General features: G+C 47.9%; 16 protein-coding genes. 15 read left to right on the forward strand and 1 reads right to left on the reverse strand.

What is annotated here, in order from left to right; genetic code table 11:
- Positions 1-79: 79 nt before the first annotated feature.
- The 4 genes from fbaA to DN748_RS03220 all read left to right on the forward strand — a co-directional run bounded on the left by fbaA (position 80) and on the right by DN748_RS03220 (position 4,770).
- Positions 80-1,147: a class II fructose-bisphosphate aldolase gene (fbaA, locus tag DN748_RS03205; protein ID WP_112370312.1), complete on the forward strand. Its 1,068-nt coding sequence runs from the start codon at positions 80-82 to the stop codon at positions 1,145-1,147.
- A gap of 114 nt (positions 1,148-1,261) precedes the next feature.
- The gene (gene accD, locus DN748_RS03210) at positions 1,262-2,119 is read left to right on the forward strand and encodes an acetyl-CoA carboxylase, carboxyltransferase subunit beta (RefSeq protein WP_112370313.1); all 858 of its coding nucleotides are present in this window, start codon (positions 1,262-1,264) and stop codon (positions 2,117-2,119) included.
- A gap of 100 nt (positions 2,120-2,219) precedes the next feature.
- Positions 2,220-2,489 (forward strand): 30S ribosomal protein S15, encoded by a 270-nt coding sequence (rpsO, locus tag DN748_RS03215; RefSeq protein WP_112370314.1) that lies wholly within the window; start codon positions 2,220-2,222, stop codon positions 2,487-2,489.
- A 124-nt stretch (positions 2,490-2,613) separates the two neighbouring features.
- Positions 2,614-4,770 (forward strand): polyribonucleotide nucleotidyltransferase, encoded by a 2,157-nt coding sequence (locus tag DN748_RS03220; RefSeq protein WP_112370315.1) that lies wholly within the window; start codon positions 2,614-2,616, stop codon positions 4,768-4,770.
- Positions 4,771-4,984: 214 nt separating this feature from the next.
- On the opposite strand, the gene DN748_RS03225 is transcribed toward DN748_RS03220, so the two are convergent.
- A complete protein-coding gene (locus tag DN748_RS03225; protein ID WP_161554458.1) occupies positions 4,985-6,325 on the reverse strand; it encodes a PDZ domain-containing protein in 1,341 nt (446 codons plus the stop codon).
- A 236-nt stretch (positions 6,326-6,561) separates the two neighbouring features.
- On the opposite strand from DN748_RS03225, the gene DN748_RS03230 reads away from it, so the two are divergent.
- The 11 genes from DN748_RS03230 (at position 6,562) to DN748_RS03280 (ending at position 17,822) form a co-directional block, all read left to right on the forward strand.
- Positions 6,562-7,758 carry a pyridoxal phosphate-dependent aminotransferase gene (locus tag DN748_RS03230; protein WP_112370317.1) on the forward strand — a complete coding sequence of 399 codons (1,197 nt, stop codon included), beginning with the start codon at positions 6,562-6,564 and terminating at the stop codon, positions 7,756-7,758.
- Between the two features lie 30 nt (positions 7,759-7,788).
- Complete coding sequence (gene murB, locus DN748_RS03235; RefSeq protein ID WP_112370318.1) at positions 7,789-8,802, forward strand: UDP-N-acetylmuramate dehydrogenase; 1,014 nt, start codon at positions 7,789-7,791, stop codon at positions 8,800-8,802.
- A gap of 99 nt (positions 8,803-8,901) precedes the next feature.
- Positions 8,902-9,435, forward strand: a complete 534-nt coding sequence (locus DN748_RS03240; protein ID WP_112370319.1) for an RNA polymerase sigma factor — start codon at positions 8,902-8,904, stop codon at positions 9,433-9,435.
- Positions 9,436-9,484: 49 nt separating this feature from the next.
- Complete coding sequence (locus tag DN748_RS03245) at positions 9,485-10,243, forward strand: anti-sigma factor (RefSeq protein ID WP_112370320.1); 759 nt, start codon at positions 9,485-9,487, stop codon at positions 10,241-10,243.
- Between the two features lie 78 nt (positions 10,244-10,321).
- Positions 10,322-10,528: a membrane or secreted protein gene (locus DN748_RS03250; RefSeq protein WP_112370321.1), complete on the forward strand. Its 207-nt coding sequence runs from the start codon at positions 10,322-10,324 to the stop codon at positions 10,526-10,528.
- 18 nt (positions 10,529-10,546) lie between these two features.
- Complete coding sequence (locus tag DN748_RS19315) at positions 10,547-11,659, forward strand: glycosyltransferase (RefSeq protein WP_112370322.1); 1,113 nt, start codon at positions 10,547-10,549, stop codon at positions 11,657-11,659.
- Positions 11,650-12,219, forward strand: a complete 570-nt coding sequence (locus DN748_RS03260; protein ID WP_236636770.1) for an RNA polymerase sigma factor — start codon at positions 11,650-11,652, stop codon at positions 12,217-12,219. The genes DN748_RS19315 and DN748_RS03260 overlap by 10 nt, the downstream gene beginning before the upstream one ends.
- Positions 12,212-13,429, forward strand: coding sequence for an Nramp family divalent metal transporter (locus DN748_RS03265; protein ID WP_112370324.1), 1,218 nt, complete (start codon positions 12,212-12,214; stop codon positions 13,427-13,429). Before DN748_RS03260 ends, DN748_RS03265 begins: the two co-directional genes overlap by 8 nt.
- Positions 13,430-13,539: 110 nt before the next feature.
- Complete coding sequence (lipA, locus tag DN748_RS03270; RefSeq protein ID WP_112370325.1) at positions 13,540-14,415, forward strand: lipoyl synthase; 876 nt, start codon at positions 13,540-13,542, stop codon at positions 14,413-14,415.
- A gap of 9 nt (positions 14,416-14,424) precedes the next feature.
- Positions 14,425-15,477 carry a type I glyceraldehyde-3-phosphate dehydrogenase gene (gene gap / locus DN748_RS03275; protein WP_112370326.1) on the forward strand — a complete coding sequence of 351 codons (1,053 nt, stop codon included), beginning with the start codon at positions 14,425-14,427 and terminating at the stop codon, positions 15,475-15,477.
- A gap of 107 nt (positions 15,478-15,584) precedes the next feature.
- Positions 15,585-17,822: a response regulator gene (locus DN748_RS03280; RefSeq protein WP_112370327.1), complete on the forward strand. Its 2,238-nt coding sequence runs from the start codon at positions 15,585-15,587 to the stop codon at positions 17,820-17,822.
- The last annotated feature ends 4 nt before the right edge of the window (positions 17,823-17,826 follow it).

Raw genomic sequence — 17,826 nt, forward strand, 5'->3', positions numbered from 1 at the left:
CATTTTTGATATTTAGACTTCTAATTTTATTACTTTTGCTTTTTAATAACTATACAAATTCAGGAAAACCTTAAAAACTATGAGTCACAACATTAAGCCCGGGGTAGCCACCGGAGATGAAGTACAGGAAATATTTGCCTATGCGAAAAGCAAGGGGTTTGCACTGCCGGCAGTAAACGTAATCGGATCTGACAGCATCAATGGCGTACTGGAAACCGCAGCCAGCCTGAACGCTCCGGTGATCTTACAGTTTTCGAACGGAGGGGCCCAGTTCAATGCGGGAAAAGGACTTTCCAATGACGGACAGAGAGCGGCCATCTTAGGAGCTGTTGCCGGGGCAAAGCATGTTCATGAACTCGCCGGGGCTTATGGTGCTACCGTAATACTCCACACCGATCACTGTGCCAAAAAACTGTTGCCCTGGATAGACGGGCTGCTGGATGCCAGTGAAAAGCACTATGCCCAGACCGGGAAACCGCTGTTCAGCTCCCATATGATAGACCTTTCCGAAGAGCCTATCGAAGAAAATATCGAGATCTGCAAAAAATATCTCGCCCGGATGAGCAAGATCGGAATGACGCTCGAGATCGAGCTCGGAGTTACCGGTGGTGAGGAAGACGGTGTGGACAACACGGATGTGGATGCTTCAAAACTCTACACCCAGCCCGAAGAAGTGGCATTCGCTTACGAAGAGCTGATGAAAGTAAGCCCCAAATTCACTATTGCAGCGGCCTTTGGTAATGTTCACGGGGTATACAAGCCCGGAAATGTAAAGCTGACTCCCAAGATCCTGAAAAACTCGCAGGAATTCGTATCCGAAAAATACAACGTACCGGCCAACAGTATAGACTTCGTATTCCACGGAGGCTCAGGATCTACCCTTGAGGAGATCAGGGAAGCCATCGGGTACGGTGTGATAAAAATGAATATAGATACCGATCTTCAATACGCCTTCCTCGAAGGGGTAAGGGATTATATCCAGGACAAAAAGGACTATCTCCAGGCCCAGATCGGCAACCCCGAAGGTGCCGACCAGCCCAACAAGAAATTCTACGATCCGAGAGTGTGGCTGCGCGAAGGGGAAAAAACATTCATAGCCCGTTTAAAAAAGGCTTTTGAGGACCTCAACAACGTAAACACCTTATAAACAGGCTACAGGGTTTTCCGGGTTTCGGCCGGTATACGGGTTTAATGCATATTTTTTTAACTTGCGCCCCCAAAACCCGGAAAACTCAAACATTCAATAACGAAAAAGAAACATATGGCTTGGTTCAAACGAAAAGAAAAAGGGATCCAGACCTCTACGGAAGAAAAAAAAGACACTCCCAAAGGGCTTTGGTATAAGTCGCCCACCGGGAAGATCGTCGGAGCCGAAGAACTGGAAAAAAACTTCTACGTGAGCCCGGAAGACGATTATCACGTACGCATCGGAAGCAAGGAATATTTTTCCATACTCTTTGACGACAACCATTACGAAGAACTGAACCCCGGTCTCACTTCCAAGGATCCGTTAAAGTTCGTAGACACCAAAAAATACACAGACCGCCTCAAGGAGGCCCGCGAGAAGACTAATCTCAAAGATGCCGTACGCACCGCTGTCGGAAAATCAATGGGAGAAGACCTGGTAATCGCCTGTATGGATTTTGCCTTTATCGGGGGCTCCATGGGAAGCGTTGTCGGTGAAAAGATCGCCAGGGCCATCGACCACTCCATCAAAAACAATATCCCCTTTCTCATGATCTCCAAATCGGGAGGGGCACGTATGATGGAAGCCGCCCTTTCCCTGATGCAGCTGGCCAAGACATCGGCCAAGCTCGCCCAGCTGGCCGAAGCGCGTATTCCCTATATCTCACTCTGTACCGACCCCACTACCGGGGGTACTACGGCCTCATATGCCATGCTGGGAGATATCAATATCGCCGAGCCCGGCGCCCTGATAGGTTTTGCAGGGCCGAGAGTGGTCAAGGAAGCCACGGGACAGGACCTTCCCGAAGGTTTCCAGACTTCCGAATTCCTCCAGGAACACGGATTCCTCGATTTTATTTCCCACAGGAGAGACCTCAAGAAAAAGGTCAATCTCTATCTCGATCTTATCCTCAACCGGGAGCTGCGGTCGTGAAATCTGTATAAAAACAAAAATATTACAACTATTTGCCTTATATTTGCGCCCTGCCAGAAAACCTGGCACAATACATAAGAATCATTTAAACAATATTGGCATGTATTTATCAAAAGAAGTCAAAGAAGACATTTTTAAGAAGCACGGAGGTTCCGAAAAGAACACGGGATCTGCCGAAGGACAGATTGCCCTGTTCACTTACAGGATTTCCCACCTTACGGAGCACCTGAAGAAAAACCGCAAGGATTTCAACACGGAGCGTTCACTGGTAAGCCTGGTAGGTAAAAGGAGAAGCCTTCTCGATTACCTCAAGAAAAAGGATATCGAAAGATACCGTGCTATTGTAAAAGAATTAGGACTTAGAAAATAATTCCGAAAGAGGCCCGAGTGCCTCTTTTTTGTTTTAGGGCAAAGTGATTTTCATTGGGTTAACTACAACAACACAACACCCGTCTGCAGACGGAACCCTTTGTATAATTAATTAAAAAGCATTTATGATTCCTGAAGTAAAAAAAGAAATTATCGATCTGGGGGATGGCAGGACCATCTCTATAGAAACGGGGAAGCTGGCAAAACAAGCCCACGGATCTGTTGTTGTGCAAATGGGCGATGCAATGTTACTTTGCACCGTAGTATCGTCTTACAATGAAAGTACAATGGATTTCTTTCCGTTAACAGTAGATTACCGGGAGAAATTTGCGGCCGCAGGCCGTTATCCGGGTGGTTTCTTCAAAAGAGAAGCGAGACCCAGCGACAAGGAGATTCTGACAATGCGGATCGTGGATCGCGTATTACGCCCCCTGTTCCCGTCTGATTACAAAACTGAAACGCAGGTGATGATCCAGCTAATGTCACATGACGAAGAAGTAATGCCCGATGCGTTGGCCGGTTTGGCCGCTTCAGCGGCAATTCAACTCTCTGACATCCCCTTTGAATGTGCCATCTCTGAAGTGCGTGTGGGCCGGATAAACGGTGAGTTCATCATTAACCCAAGCCGCGAGCAATTAGCTGAATCGGACATCGATATGATTATTGGTGCGTCTGAAGATTCTGTGATGATGGTGGAAGGGGAAATGAAAGAGATATCCGAAGAAGAAATGGCCGAAGCCATTCAGTTTGCTCACGAGGCAATCAAGGTACAATGTGCCGCACAACTTCGACTGGCAGAAGCCTTCGGTAAAAAACCCGTCAGGGAATACGCTCCTGCCAAAACGGATGATGACATCGCTGCCAAAGTCCGTGAAACAGCCTATCAAAAAATATATGATATCGCAAAAGGCGGTCATAGCAAAAGAGAGCGTGGAGAAGCATTTTCTGCAGTAAAAGACGAAGTCCTCGCTCTTTTCAGCGAAGAAGAACTGGAAGAAAATGAAGGCCTGATCAAAACCTATTTTAACAAAGTAGAAAAAGAAGCGGTAAGGGAACTTACTCTTTCCGAAGGGATTCGTTTAGACGGAAGAAAGACCAATGAGATCCGTCCCATCTGGTGTGAAGTGGATTATTTACCTTCTGTTCACGGCTCAGCCATCTTTACCCGTGGAGAAACACAAGCGCTCGCAACAGTGACCCTCGGAACTTCGAGGGAAGCGAATATTATTGATCTGCCAACACATCAGGGAGAAGAAAACTTTTATTTGCACTACAATTTTCCCCCGTTCTGTACCGGTGAGGCTTACCCGATAAGAGGTACTTCCCGTCGTGAGATCGGCCACGGAAACCTCGCACAACGCGCATTAAAAGGAATGATCCCGGAAGAGAACCCCTATACGGTTCGGATAGTTTCCGAAGTACTGGAATCCAACGGTTCTTCTTCCATGGCAACCGTATGTGCCGGAACCATGGCACTCATGGACGCAGGTATCCAAATGAAAAAACCGGTATCCGGTATTGCTATGGGACTGATTTCCGATGGTGAACGCCATGCAGTATTGTCTGATATTCTCGGAGATGAAGATCACCTCGGAGATATGGACTTTAAAGTAACCGGAACTTCCGATGGGATTACCGCGTGCCAGATGGACATTAAAGTAAAAGGATTGCCTTACGAAATTTTGGTAAAGGCATTAAAACAAGCCCGCGAAGGACGTTTGCATATCCTGGAAAAACTTACGGATGCCATAGCTCAGCCTAATGTAGAGGTAAAACCTCATGCCCCGAAAATCATTACCAGAACAATTCCCGGAGAGTATATCGGTGCTTTGATCGGCCCTGGCGGAAAAGTAATTCAGGAATTACAGAAAGCTACAGATACGACTATCGTTATCAACGAAGTGGATGAGCAAGGCATTGTTGAGATCCTCGGAACCAACGGGGAAGGTATTGATGCTGTTTTGGCAAAAATAGATTCTTTGCTGTTCAAGCCGGAAGTAGGTTCGGTTTACGAAGTAAAAGTGATTAAAATGCTTGATTTTGGCGCTGTTGTAGAATTTACTCAAGCTCCCGGAAATGAAGTATTGTTACACGTATCTGAACTGGCTTGGGAACGTACGGAAAAGGTATCTGATGTAGTTAACATGGGAGATGTTTTTGAAGTGAAATACTTTGGCCTCGACCCGAGAACCAAAAAACCGAAAGTATCCCGTAAAGCACTGCTTCCCAGACCTCCGAGAAATGAGAACAGGGAAAGGCGCGAACACAGGGAGCGCTCATAACCAGCAGGTCAGGTGTTACTGATATTTTAAATTTTTATAAAAATGCCCGGTGTTTGCCGGGCATTTTTTGTGGGTAACATATATTTCTAAACCCGCTGTTTCCTGTTTTTTGAAATGCTTCCGGCTCTTAACCGTTTCGCCTGGTTTCGGCTTCCCCCACGGCAACCATATTCAGGCATGCCCAATGCCCAAACTACGAACTAACAACTAAGAACTACAACACCTCTTTCAGGCGGAACATAAACCGCATTTGCCTTCCTTCACGTTCCACTAACAGCCGTATTTTTTTACCTGCCCTGACATTCATCAGTTCCATCATTTCCTGTATCGAATGCCCGGATGCCCGTTTTCCATTGACCGACAGCACCACGTCACCTTTTTTCAGGCCGGCATCACAGGCGGGGCTCCCGTTTCGTACTTCGGCAATCTCAAAGGCAGGATAGAGGCTGTACTTCAGCAATCTCCCCGGTAATATCCGGTATGTTTTACGCGCTTCCGCATGCTCCGACAGGGCCTGGTTACTATTTGTACCTACCTGCTCAATCCGCATCCCGTTATGCTGAAGTTCTATACCGCTCATGTTGTACTTGAACGGCTGCCTGAAATACCTGTTTCGCTTCATGGTCATTTTTTTTCCTGCATAATCTACAACCACATCAAAGCGCCTCAATATCTCTCCTCCAATACTGCCGTCCCTTTCGCTCAGGTTCTGGAGGTGCTGCAGGGAAACAGCATCGGGAAAGGCCACTTTGGCATCCTTAAATTCAAAATCTCCGAGATGAAGTTCTTCTACCCTGGCACGACTGCCGTATACACTTCCGCTAAGCCCCCTGCCCAGAAAATCGTCAAAATGCTCCTGCGGCACCGACAAACCGTTATCTTCCCTGTCGAATAACCAAAGGGCGTCACTGCTTCCGGAATCTACCAGCAACTTCACCTCTTCCCTACGTCCGTCCACTGCGACCTCCGCTTTCAGGTAAGGTTTGTTATGTATCATGTCGAGCCCGAAGGTATGGCACTTTCTGCATGTCCTGTGGCGATAGGTCCCGGGCCTGTAAAAACGGATTCTCTTTCTGGTATAACTTATATCCACGACCAGGTCCCTGAAAACCTCAAAGCCGATAATCCCGTGAATCGGAATTCCGAGCCGGGGAGCAAAATTAATTCCCTGGTCCAGTATAAGGTAAAAGTCACTACTCCTGTTGACCACCTTTTCATTGATCCTTATAACATTATCCCTGGAACGGTAAGCCTTTATGGCCTCCCCCTGCCCCAGTCCGCGAATATAGATGGCTTCAAAATGTGAAAATTCCGGGTGATCGCCGGAACCGAGATCAAACAGGATAGGTTTGTTCACCCCGCTGTCCAGGATAAACGACAGCTCTACTCCATTAACTTCCACCGGAATAATGACCAGGTTATTGACCAGGCTGAATTTTACGGTGTGATAATCCCCGCCCGATACCAGCTCAAATCCCGACTGTGCCCTTATCCCTGCCCCGCCCAAAAGAAGCAGCAAGCCCACCGGAATGATATTTCTAATATTTTTTAACACAAAAAATAACATATTACTAATATAAACATAAGTTTACTTCGTAAAGACCCTTGTCAAAAACTTTAACGCATGCATTAGTCACAATATTCACATCCGGCATTTACCACTTAGGAATTATTTTGCAAATTTGCAGGGCTACACGCCAGGCAGCAGTTCATTTCGGGGAACCCAGCATCCTGAAATAACATGTCACTGCTGTAGTACACTAACATTAATTAACCACAGAAACAGCTATTATGCCATCAATTTCACACAAAGGCCGGTCAATGCCGGAATCCCCCATCCGGAAACTCGTTCCTTTTGCTGAAAACGCAAAGAAAAAAGGGCGCAAGGTATATCACCTCAACATCGGCCAGCCGGATATCAAAACACCTCAGGTAGCCCTCGATGCGGTCAAGAACAACCACCTGGAGATCCTCGAATACGGCAGAAGCGAAGGCTCTGAGCAGTACCGTGAAAAACTGGCCGCATATTACGCAAAAAAGGATATTCACATTTCAGCGGATGATATCGTCGTGACCACCGGTGGTTCCGAAGCTTTGATGTTCGCCATGGGAGCCGTTGCCGATTACGGTGACGAGATCATCATTCCCGAACCTTTCTATGCCAATTACAACGGTTTTGCCACTGCTTCCGGAGTACGGGTTGTTCCTGTGGTATCGTCCATAGACCACAATTTTGCCCTCCCTCCCATAGAAGCCTTTGAAGAACTTATCACTCCTGAAACACGTGCGATACTGATCTGCAATCCGGGCAACCCTACAGGATACCTGTATTCCAGGGAAGAGATCAAAAAGCTTGCTGAAATCGTAAAAAAACACGACCTGTTCCTCATCACGGACGAAGTGTACAGGGAATTTACCTACGACGGTGCCGAACATTATTCCGTAATGCAGGAACAGGGACTGGAGGCCCATGCCATTATGATAGATTCGGTTTCCAAGCGCTACAGCATGTGCGGGGCGAGAATAGGATGCCTGGTATCGAAAAACAGGGAAGTGATCACTACTGCGCTCAAATACGCACAGGCCAGGCTATCATCGCCTACCTATGCCCAAATTGCCAGTGAGGCAGCCCTGCAAACCCCACAAAGCTATTTTGACGAGGTATTGCAGGAATACTCCGAGCGAAGGGACCTGCTGATCAGTGAACTCGAAACCATCGAAGGGGTGAAGGTGGCCAGGCCGAGGGGGGCGTTTTACTGTATTGCGGAACTGCCCGTCAGAAATACCGATGATTTTGCACGATGGCTGCTGGAAAGTTACCAGTACAACAACCAGACGGTAATGGTGGCCCCTGCGGCCGGTTTCTACTCCACTCCCGGGATGGGCACCTGCGAAGTACGCATCGCTTACGTCCTTAAGAAAGAAGACCTTAAGGCTGCTGTAAACATACTTCGGGAAGCCCTTAAAGTATATCCGGATAAAGAATAGACAAGAGCCGAACCCGTTAATTCTCCTGCTGTGCATATAAAGGAAAACATATCACTCAAAAACTATAACACCTTCGGGATTGACGTCCGTGCGAGATATTTCACCGAGGTTTCCAGAAAGGAAGAACTCCTGGAGGTACTCTCCATGCCGGATTATCCCGAAAAACTGATTCTCGGAGGTGGCAGCAACATCCTGCTTACGGGTGATGTGGAAAAACTTGTTGTCCATATCAGGATCAGGGGAATTTCAGTGACAGGCCGGGAAGGAAATGAAGTACTGGTAAAAGCCGGGGCCGGTGAAAACTGGCACAGTTTCGTGCTCTGGACCCTGGAAAAGGGGTACGGCGGCCTGGAAAACCTGTCGCTCATTCCCGGAAATGTGGGTACGGCCCCCATCCAGAATATCGGGGCATACGGGGTAGAGCTCAAGGATGTCTTCGAATCGTGTGAGGCCGTGGAGATCGGCTCGGGAAAAACGCGTATCTTTTCCCGGGAGGAATGCCGGTTCGGTTACCGGGACTCTATTTTCAAACGCGAAGCCAGGGGCAGATATATCATAACCGGGGTTACCTTCCGCCTCCGCAGCAAGGAGCACCGTCTTCACATTCATTACGGGGCCATATCGCAGGTACTTGCCGAAAGGGGAATATCGTCGCCGGGGATAAAAGATGTTTCCGACGCCGTGATCTCCATACGGCAGAGTAAGCTCCCGGACCCCCGGGAAACGGGAAATTCGGGCAGTTTTTTCAAAAACCCCGTAGTCCCTGCAAATACGTTCAGAAAGATATCGGAACACTATCCCGAAGTTCCTTCCTACCCCCTGCCGGGAGACCAGGTAAAAATTCCGGCCGGGTGGCTCATCGAGCAATGCGGTTTTAAGGGCAAACGCTTCGGAGCAGCCGGGGTGCACCACAGGCAGGCCCTCGTACTGGTCAATTACGGCGGGGCGACAGGACAGGAAATATGGCAGCTGGCAACACATATCCGGGAAAAGGTAAACGAAAAGTTCGGCATTCTCCTGGAGCCCGAGGTAAACATACTGTGATCAGGGGGAGAAAACAAAAAACCTTTCCCGTACAGGCATTATTTGATATCTTTGGGATGTCCCCTTATTGACATATAGTTTCATCCAATTTCCGACACCATGTCTTCACTACTGGAAATAAACATCATGAACCTGCTCATCGAAAAAGATGAGAAAGGGATGACCATGCTCTATGATTACTACGGTGATGCCCTTTACGGCATCGCCTTTAAAATAACGTCGGACGAAGAACTGGCCAGGGATGCCCTTCAGGAAGGATTGATGAAAATCTGGAAAAAGGCCCATACCTACGATGCCGGAAAAGCCAGGCTTTTTACGTGGATGTACCGGATTATCAGAAATACGGCCATTGATAAAGTCAGAAATTGCAGTATTAAAGAAGAAAAGAAAATCCAACTGGATATTTCCAACGTATATAATATAGGTATCGACGCGATAAAACCCGAGCACCTGGACATCGGGAAGCATCTCGCCTCCCTGGACATCAAGTACCAGGTCATCCTTGAAGCCCTGTTCTTTAAGGGGATGACACAACAGGAAGCCAGTGAAATGCTCGATGTTCCGCTGGGAACAGTCAAATCCCGCCTGAAGATAGGGCTCCGCGAATTGCGGAAAATTTTTGACACCGAATAATTAGCGATGAATATAACGGAAAGGAATGCCGGGGCAAAAAAAATAAGATATGAAAAGTGACATGGAAAAGATATTGGAGAGCGATCTGCTGGAGCGATATCTCATAGGGACCACTTCACCGGAAGAAAACATTTATACGGAAGACTGTATTTCCAGGTACCCGGAAGTGAAACGAAAGTATACAGAACTGGAGGAAGACCTGGAAAACTACACCCGTTCTTTTGCCAAACCTGCCCCTGAAAAGGTGAAAAGGAATGTGATACATGCCATCCGCAGAAAAAAAAGATCAGTTCCCCGTTTTGCCAATATGGCAGCGGTCATAGCCGCCGTCTTCTGTACCTCTACCATTGTTTTACTATACCAGAACAAGTTGCTGTTGCAGAAAAACGGGTCGGTCAACGAAGAGATCGCAGCCTTGAAAAGCGATATCCTGAACACCAATTCCAAGCTCGACGATGTGAAAAACCAGTTTCTCATCCTCAACAACCCCAAAACGCGGAAATATATACTCCAGGGAAACCGCCGGGCCAAGAACCTCAAAACGGTGGCTTATATAGATCCCGTGGAAAAATTATCCATGATCAATGTGGTATCACTACCGGAACTTCCGGAAGAACAGGTATTCCAGATGTGGGCCGAAGTCAACGGTGAAATGATAAGCCTGGGCATACTGGAAAACACCCAGAACAAATTACTCTCTATTCCCTTCAAGGAAGAGGCCAAAAGCTACAACATTACCATAGAACCGAAAGGGGGAAATATCAATGCCACCGAAGAAAACACCGTGGCCAGCATATACCTTCGTTAGCTTTTGGAAAAAAGCTGATAATTATGGTAAAACGTATTTTGTTTTGTATCTTTGTAATCCGTTAGAAAGATTGTTGCGATGAAGTTAGTTTTGCTTACCATAGGATTGTTAGCCCTTGCTTTTGCAGGCATTGCCATTAAGATCTGGACAAAAAAGGATGGTAGATTTGCCGGTACCTGTGCCAGTCAGAGTCCTTTTCTGAACAAATCGGGGGAGCCGTGTAGCTTTTGCGGGAAAATGCCGGACGAACAGGAATGCAGAGACCCCAGGGCACAACAAAATTAGGTTGGCAGATTATCACTTATGCTGACCATACTACTATGCCTATTAACAGGAAGCACCGGAATTCTCATAGGTTACTACCTGCTGTCCGGAAAACTGGCTTACTCCGGCAAGGGGAATCTTCCTGACAAAACCATTCCCGTTTCTGTTATAATCCGTACAAAAAACAATGCCGGGATCCTCAGGCAGACTCTCCCGCACATACTCTCCCAGAAACATCCCGATTTCCAGGTGGTGATCATAAACGACGCATCTTCAGATAACACTTCGGAGGTGATAGCGCACTTTGAAGCTTCATACCCCAATATCAGGGTTGTTCATGTGATCAACAACGAGGCGTTCTGGGGCAAGAAGAAATACGCACTGACCCTCGGAATAAAGGCCGCCAGGCATCCTTTCATGATCTTTACCGAAGACCGTTTTGTCCCGGCATCCGGATACTGGCTCCAGGAAATGAGCAGGCATTATCACAAAAACAAAAATATCGTTCTGGGGTATGCCTCACTTAAAAGGGTAAAGGGATCTTTTTCCAATGCCATTATCAGGTACGACAACCTGGTGAAAGCCGTAAAATACCTTTCCTTTGCAAAGGCAGGACTTCCCTATACCGGCTCCGGGCGTAACATGGCCTATCACAAAAGCGTATTTTACCAGGTGAACGGTTTTATAAGCCATATGAACATGAGCAACGGGGAAGACGAACTCTTTATCAATGAAGTTGCCACGGCGGAAAACACTGCGATCTGTATTACGCCCCGTGCACATACCAGATCTGTCAGCACCACCGGGTTCCGGACATGGGTATACCGGAAAAGAGAAGCATTCCTGGTTTTTCGCAATTTCAAACTCAGGGATCGTCTCCTGTCGGCCCTGCTCTACCTCGCAAAGGTCATGTTCTGGTTGCTGCCCGTTCCCATCCTGATATTAGCCGGAACACAGAGCAGACAAACAGCGGTACTGGCAGCTATACTTCTCATAAAATGGGTAGCCCAGTATATCTCTGCCGTGAAAATTTCGGGAAAACTGGGAGAAAAAGATCTCTTGTGGCTACTTCCCCTGTACGAAGCGATATTGATTATCGTACAATTTTATATCTTTATCACCGGTTTCAGAACACGAACACGTTGGAAATAACTGCCGAATTCATTCAAAAAAATATAGACCGGGCACGCAAAGGCGATCAGAAAGCCTTTAATTTCCTCCTTGATCACTACTGGAACGACATTTACGGTTTTCAGCTTATACGGACCAAGAATGAGAATGACGCCGAGGATATTACCATCCAGACATTCTCAAGGGCCTTCGACCGGATCGCTACTTTCGACAACAGCTATTCATTCAAGACCTGGCTGATCACCATCTCGAAAAATATTCACCTCGACCTGCTACGCAAAAGAAAATCGAGCCTTTTTCACAGTACGTCCCAGGAAGACGATACGGTATATGATGTTCCTGACGATACCCCTTCGGCCGAAGACAATCTCATCTACGAACAGAACCTCGCACAGCTGAAGCGCTTTATAAAGAAACTGAAGCCACATTACCAGGACGTGATCAATATGAGGTATTTCAGGGAACTGAGTTACCAGGAAATAGCTGCCGAACTCGACGAACCCCTTAACAACGTCAAGGTTAAGCTCCTGCGTGCCAAAAAACTACTGGCAGAAATTATCCACAAAAGCAAAAATGTATAGATTCCTGAAGAAACTGGGGCCAGGGATACTCTTTGCCGGTGCAGCCATCGGCGTATCACACCTCGTACAGTCTACACGTGCAGGGGCCGAATTCGATTTCGGGCTGCTCTGGGCACTTTTACTCGTACATCTCTTCAAGTACCCGTTTTTCCAGTACGGCCCGAGGTACACCCTGGCCACCGGCGAAACCTTACTGGACGGGTATTACAAACTGGGACGCCCCGTACTCATCGCCTACTTCATACTCACCTTTGCCACCATGTTTACCATACAGACCGCCCTTACCGTAGTGACCGCAGGACTTGCCGCCACCCTTTTCGGAATACCGCTGCACACGGTATGGTGGAGTTCCGTCATTACGGCCATATGCATGGTCATATTGCTTATCGGCAGATACAAGTTGCTGGACAGGGTGATGAAACTCATTGTCCTTACCCTCACCATAAGTACATTTATAGCTGTCCTGCTGGCCGTACCGGATACTTCTGCAACACACACCCTGCAGCAGATATTACCGGAAAGCGATACGGGTATCGCCTTCCTGATCGCCTTTATGGGGTGGATGCCCGCGCCCCTGGATATTTCCATATGGCATTCCCTCTGGGCCATGGAAAAGAAAAAGAGTATCGGCAATTACGACCTCCGCAATTCCATAACCGATTTTAACCTGGGCTACGCCAGCACCATCGTGCTCGGCATCCTCTTCATGGCACTCGGGGGCCTGGTCATGTTCGGCTCGGGAGAAACCTTCAGCAACAATGCCTCCTTGTTCTCCGAACAGTTGATCGCCCTGTATACCGGAAATCTCGGAGATGCCGCCTATATCCTTATCGCCGTTGCAGCCTTTACCACCATGTTCAGCACCACCCTCACCACACTGGATGCTTCCCCAAGGGCCATGTCGTATACCACTTCCCTGTTTACCGGGAAATCAGGCTCCCGGTACTACACCCCGTGGATGGTGGTACTGGCAGCCGGGACCATCGCCATATTACTGTTTTTTATGTCTGAAATGAAAACCCTGATCGATATAGCCACCATATTGTCTTTCGTTACCGCTCCCTTTTATGCCATCATAAACTTCAGGCTTATATGCTCAGGACACACGCCGGAACAATATCGTCCGGGCCCTTTTCTGAAAATCCTGAGCTGGGCGGGACTGTTATTCCTCACCGGTTTTAGCCTCTGGTATACCATCAGCCTGTTCTGACCGTGTGGCAGACTTCTCGTATTTCGTACGATTTACCTGGTTGTTCTTTTGTGTCTTTGTACGTCAATTGGTTGTTCTTTTGTATCTTTGTACGTCAAAAGCAAACGTTTATGAGTGTAGATACCGTGACCAAGGCAGCGCCGCCCAAAGGCAAGCCCAAATGGCTCCGTGTAAAACTGCCGACAGGCAGGAAATACACGGAATTAAGGGGACTGGTAGACAAATATAAACTCCACACCATCTGTACGTCGGGCAGTTGCCCCAATATGGGCGAATGCTGGGGAGAAGGTACGGCCACTTTCATGATCCTCGGGAATATCTGTACGCGTTCCTGCGGCTTTTGCGGGGTTAAAACCGGAAGGCCCGAGACCATAGACTGGGAAGAACCGGAAAAGGTGGCCCGTTCGATCAGGCTGATGAACATAAAGCACGCCGTCCTTACTTCGGTAGACCGGGACGACCTCAAGGATATGGGCTCCATTATATGGGCTGAAACCGTTAATGCCGTAAGGCGCATGAGCCCGGGGACTACGCTTGAGACCCTTATTCCGGACTTTCAGGGCGTGGAGCGCAATATAGACCGCATTGTAGAAGTGGCTCCCGAAGTGATCTCCCACAATATGGAAACCGTAAAACGGCTTACCCGGGAGGTCCGGATACAGGCCAAATACGAACGTAGCCTCGAAGTCCTGCAGTACCTCAAGGAAAAGGGAGCCCGCCGTACCAAATCGGGGATCATGCTCGGACTGGGAGAAACAGAAGAGGAAGTTGTGGACACCATGAGAGACCTCAGGAATGCCGATGTGGATGTCGTAACCATAGGGCAATACCTGCAACCCTCTAAAAAACACCTTCCGGTAAAGCAGTTTATCCTTCCGGAGCAGTTTGACCGCCTGAGAGAGATCGGCCTGGATATGGGATTCAGACACGTGGAGAGCGGGGCTTTGGTGAGATCGTCATACAAGGCACATAAACACGTCGATTAAACCGTAGTAATGAACAGTATCAAAATAGCCATAAACGGATTCGGCCGTATAGGGAGAACCGTTTTCCGACTGCTGCTGGACCACCCCGGTATTCATGTCGTGGCCATTAACGACCTTTCAGACAGCAGGACCCTGAGCCATCTCTTAAAATACGACAGCATTCACGGCGTATGGCCGGGAGCGGTTTCATACGACTCCGACGGCATTATAGCGGGAAAAACACATTATCCGCTTCTCAACGAAAAGAGCCCGGAAGATATTGACTGGTCTCCCTGGCAACCCGATATCGTTATCGAGGCTTCCGGAAAATTCAAACGTCGGGAGCAACTGCAGCATCATATCCGTAACGGGGCCGGACAGGTCGTGCTTTCCGTTCCTCCCGAAGAAGACGATATAAAAATGGTGGTACCCGGGGTCAACCTCCATATCCTGGACGGTTCGGAAGATATCGTATCCAACGCCTCCTGTACCACCAACAACGCCGCGCCCATGATCCGCGTGATCCACGACCTCTGCGGTATAGAACAGGCATATATTACCACGGTGCACTCCTATACCACCGACCAGAGCCTGCACGACCAGCCCCATCGCGACCTGCGAAGGGCAAGAGCGGCAGGACAATCGATAGTGCCCACCACTACGGGAGCCGCCAAGGCACTTACACGGATCTTCCCGGAACTCGGCAACGTCATAGGCGGATGCGGTATACGGGTCCCTGTCCCGGACGGGTCTCTTACCGACATCACTTTTAACGTGGCCCGCGAAACCTCCATAACGGCGATAAATGCCGCCTTTAAAAATGCAGCGGAAAAAGACCTCAAGGGCATACTCTCCTATACCGAAGACCCCATCGTGTCTGTAGATGTTATCAACAATCCGTATTCCTGTGTATTTGATGCGCAGATGACTTCCGTGATCGGTAAAATGGTTAAGATCATAGGATGGTATGACAATGAATTCGGATACAGCAACCGGATCGTAGACCTTATTTCATATATGACCACACTGCGACACCGCTATCCGGGGAATATTTCAGGAAAAAAAGCCATTATCCCCTCATGAACTGAACAGAATTAAGAAAACAAACTACGAACTAAGAACTACCAACTAAGAACTATAACGTTCCGCGTTTTAATTTTTGTTTTTATATTTATGCGAATCTTTTTACCATGAAAGGAATCGCTTATCGCTTTGTGCTTTTACTATTGTTGTTTCCCCTTATCGCATTCGGGGTACAGGGCAGCTATAGCAGTAAGGACACCGTGGAGGCCCGCCTGAAAAAAGCCTATGATTACAAAAACGGGCTTCAGTTCGGGATGGCGGTCAACGAATTGAATGTAGCTGTCAGGACAGCCGATACCTTAAGCCAAAGGGCCTTCTCCTACAAATATCTTTTTAAGGGATATTCCCTTTTCATAGAGCTCTACCTTGATTTTAACCTGGACAAGGACCTCGAAGTCTATGAGTTCCTGTGCGAAACCCACTTAAAACCCGGCCTGCTGGACGGGGGCGATGCCCGTTTTACAGCCTTAAAGGCCCTTTTGGCAGCACGCAAGGGAAATTTTGAAGCCGCTTCCGAAAATCTGAAAAAAGCAAAATCACTTTACGGAAAAGATGACGGAGATATCATTTTACATTACATCTGGTATTACGAGGCAAGAATAGCCCTTCTGCAGAAAGAATACGACAAGGCCATCGACCTCTTTGCCCGTGCCTATCCGCTGGAAGACCCCTATGAAGAGGCCTACCTCAATAGCGGAATATTGCTTTACCTGTCTGCCGCACACCTGAAAATGCAGCATTACGACCAGGCACTTTCATACGCAAGAAAAGCTGAAAAAACCCTGTCTGCCCATAACTTCCCGAGAATGGAACGGTGGAAAAACCAGCAAATAACTGCGGTTTTGCGGCACCGGGGGCTTCATCGCGAAGCAGAGCGCTACCAGCAGAAAACCGATAGTCTGAAAGACAGGTATTTCAATCCGGCAACACTGAAATACATAGAGACCATCGGCAATCACAACACCTCGTTTTTCAAGGACAAGGTCATAGAAAAATACAAGGCCGAGACCCTGAAACAGGCCAGGCAGGTGAACACCTCCAAACTGATATCCATCTTTAGTTCGGTCCTGCTCATCATTATCGGGATACTCACCGTAAGCCTGTACCGGAACAGCAAGATAAAACTCAAGACCAACAGGCTCCTGCTCAAAAAAAACCAGGCACTACGAACCGCAAAAGACAAGGCCGAAAACGCCCTTAAGGTCAAGGCCCGTTTTTTGTCTACCGTAAGCCATGAGCTTCGGACCCCCCTGTATGCCGTAACGGGCCTTACTCACCTCTTACTCGAAGACAACCCCAGGGAAAGCCAGAAAGAATACCTCAATTCACTCAAGTTTTCAGGAGAATACCTGCTGAATTTTATCAATGATATTCTGCAGATCAACAAATCCGAGGCCAACCGTTTAAAACTGAACAAGGCTCCCTTTAACCTGAAGCAGATGCTGGCCGAGGTAGCGGGATCACTGGAACACTCGGCAAGAGAAAACAACAATGCAATTATCCTCAACATAGACGGGAATATTCCCGACAGTGTCACCGGTGATGCACTCAAACTCTCCCAGGTATTCATTAACCTTATCGGCAATGCACTCAAATTTACCAGTAATGGTGAAGTCCGTATCACCGGACAACTGGTCTCACAGGAGAAGAATCATGTCAGGATACGTTTTGAGGTAAAAGACAACGGCATGGGGATAACTGCCGAGACCATGCCCCATATTTTTGAGAGTTTCGCACAGGGCTCCACACAGATCAATCGCAAATACGGGGGCACAGGGCTTGGCCTTACCATCGTAAAAAGCCTTTTGCACCTCATGGAAAGCGATATTGTAGTACAGAGTATCCCGGAAGAAGGCAGTACCTTCTCATTTGAACTCGACATGGAAACCTCCCGGGAACTCCCGCCCTCCTCCGGCCCTACAGAACAAGATACCGCGGTGCCCAGGGATGCAGTAACAGAAGAAACAGACTTTGAGAATATCCATATCCTCCTGGTGGAAGACAATAAGATAAACCAGATGGTCACCCAGAAAATGCTGTCTAAAAAAGATATTTCCTGCGATATTGCCAACGATGGGTACGAAGCCATAAAAATGGCAAAAAAGAAAAGCTATGACCTGATCCTGATGGACATACATATGCCCGGTATCAGCGGAATAAAAGCTACGGAGGAAATCCGCAGGTTCAACAAGACCGTACCTGTCGTTGCCCTGACGGCCATCTCCCTCGAAGACAATATGGACAACCTGTACCAGGCCGGATGTAATGACATTATTACCAAACCTTTTAAGCCCGAGGTCTTTTACAAAAAGATCCGGAACAATCTTCGTCTGAACAGGAAATAACAGA

Origin of the sequence: Sinomicrobium soli (assembly GCF_003285545.1) — a bacterium.
Classification (GTDB): Bacteria; Bacteroidota; Bacteroidia; order Flavobacteriales; family Flavobacteriaceae; genus Sinomicrobium.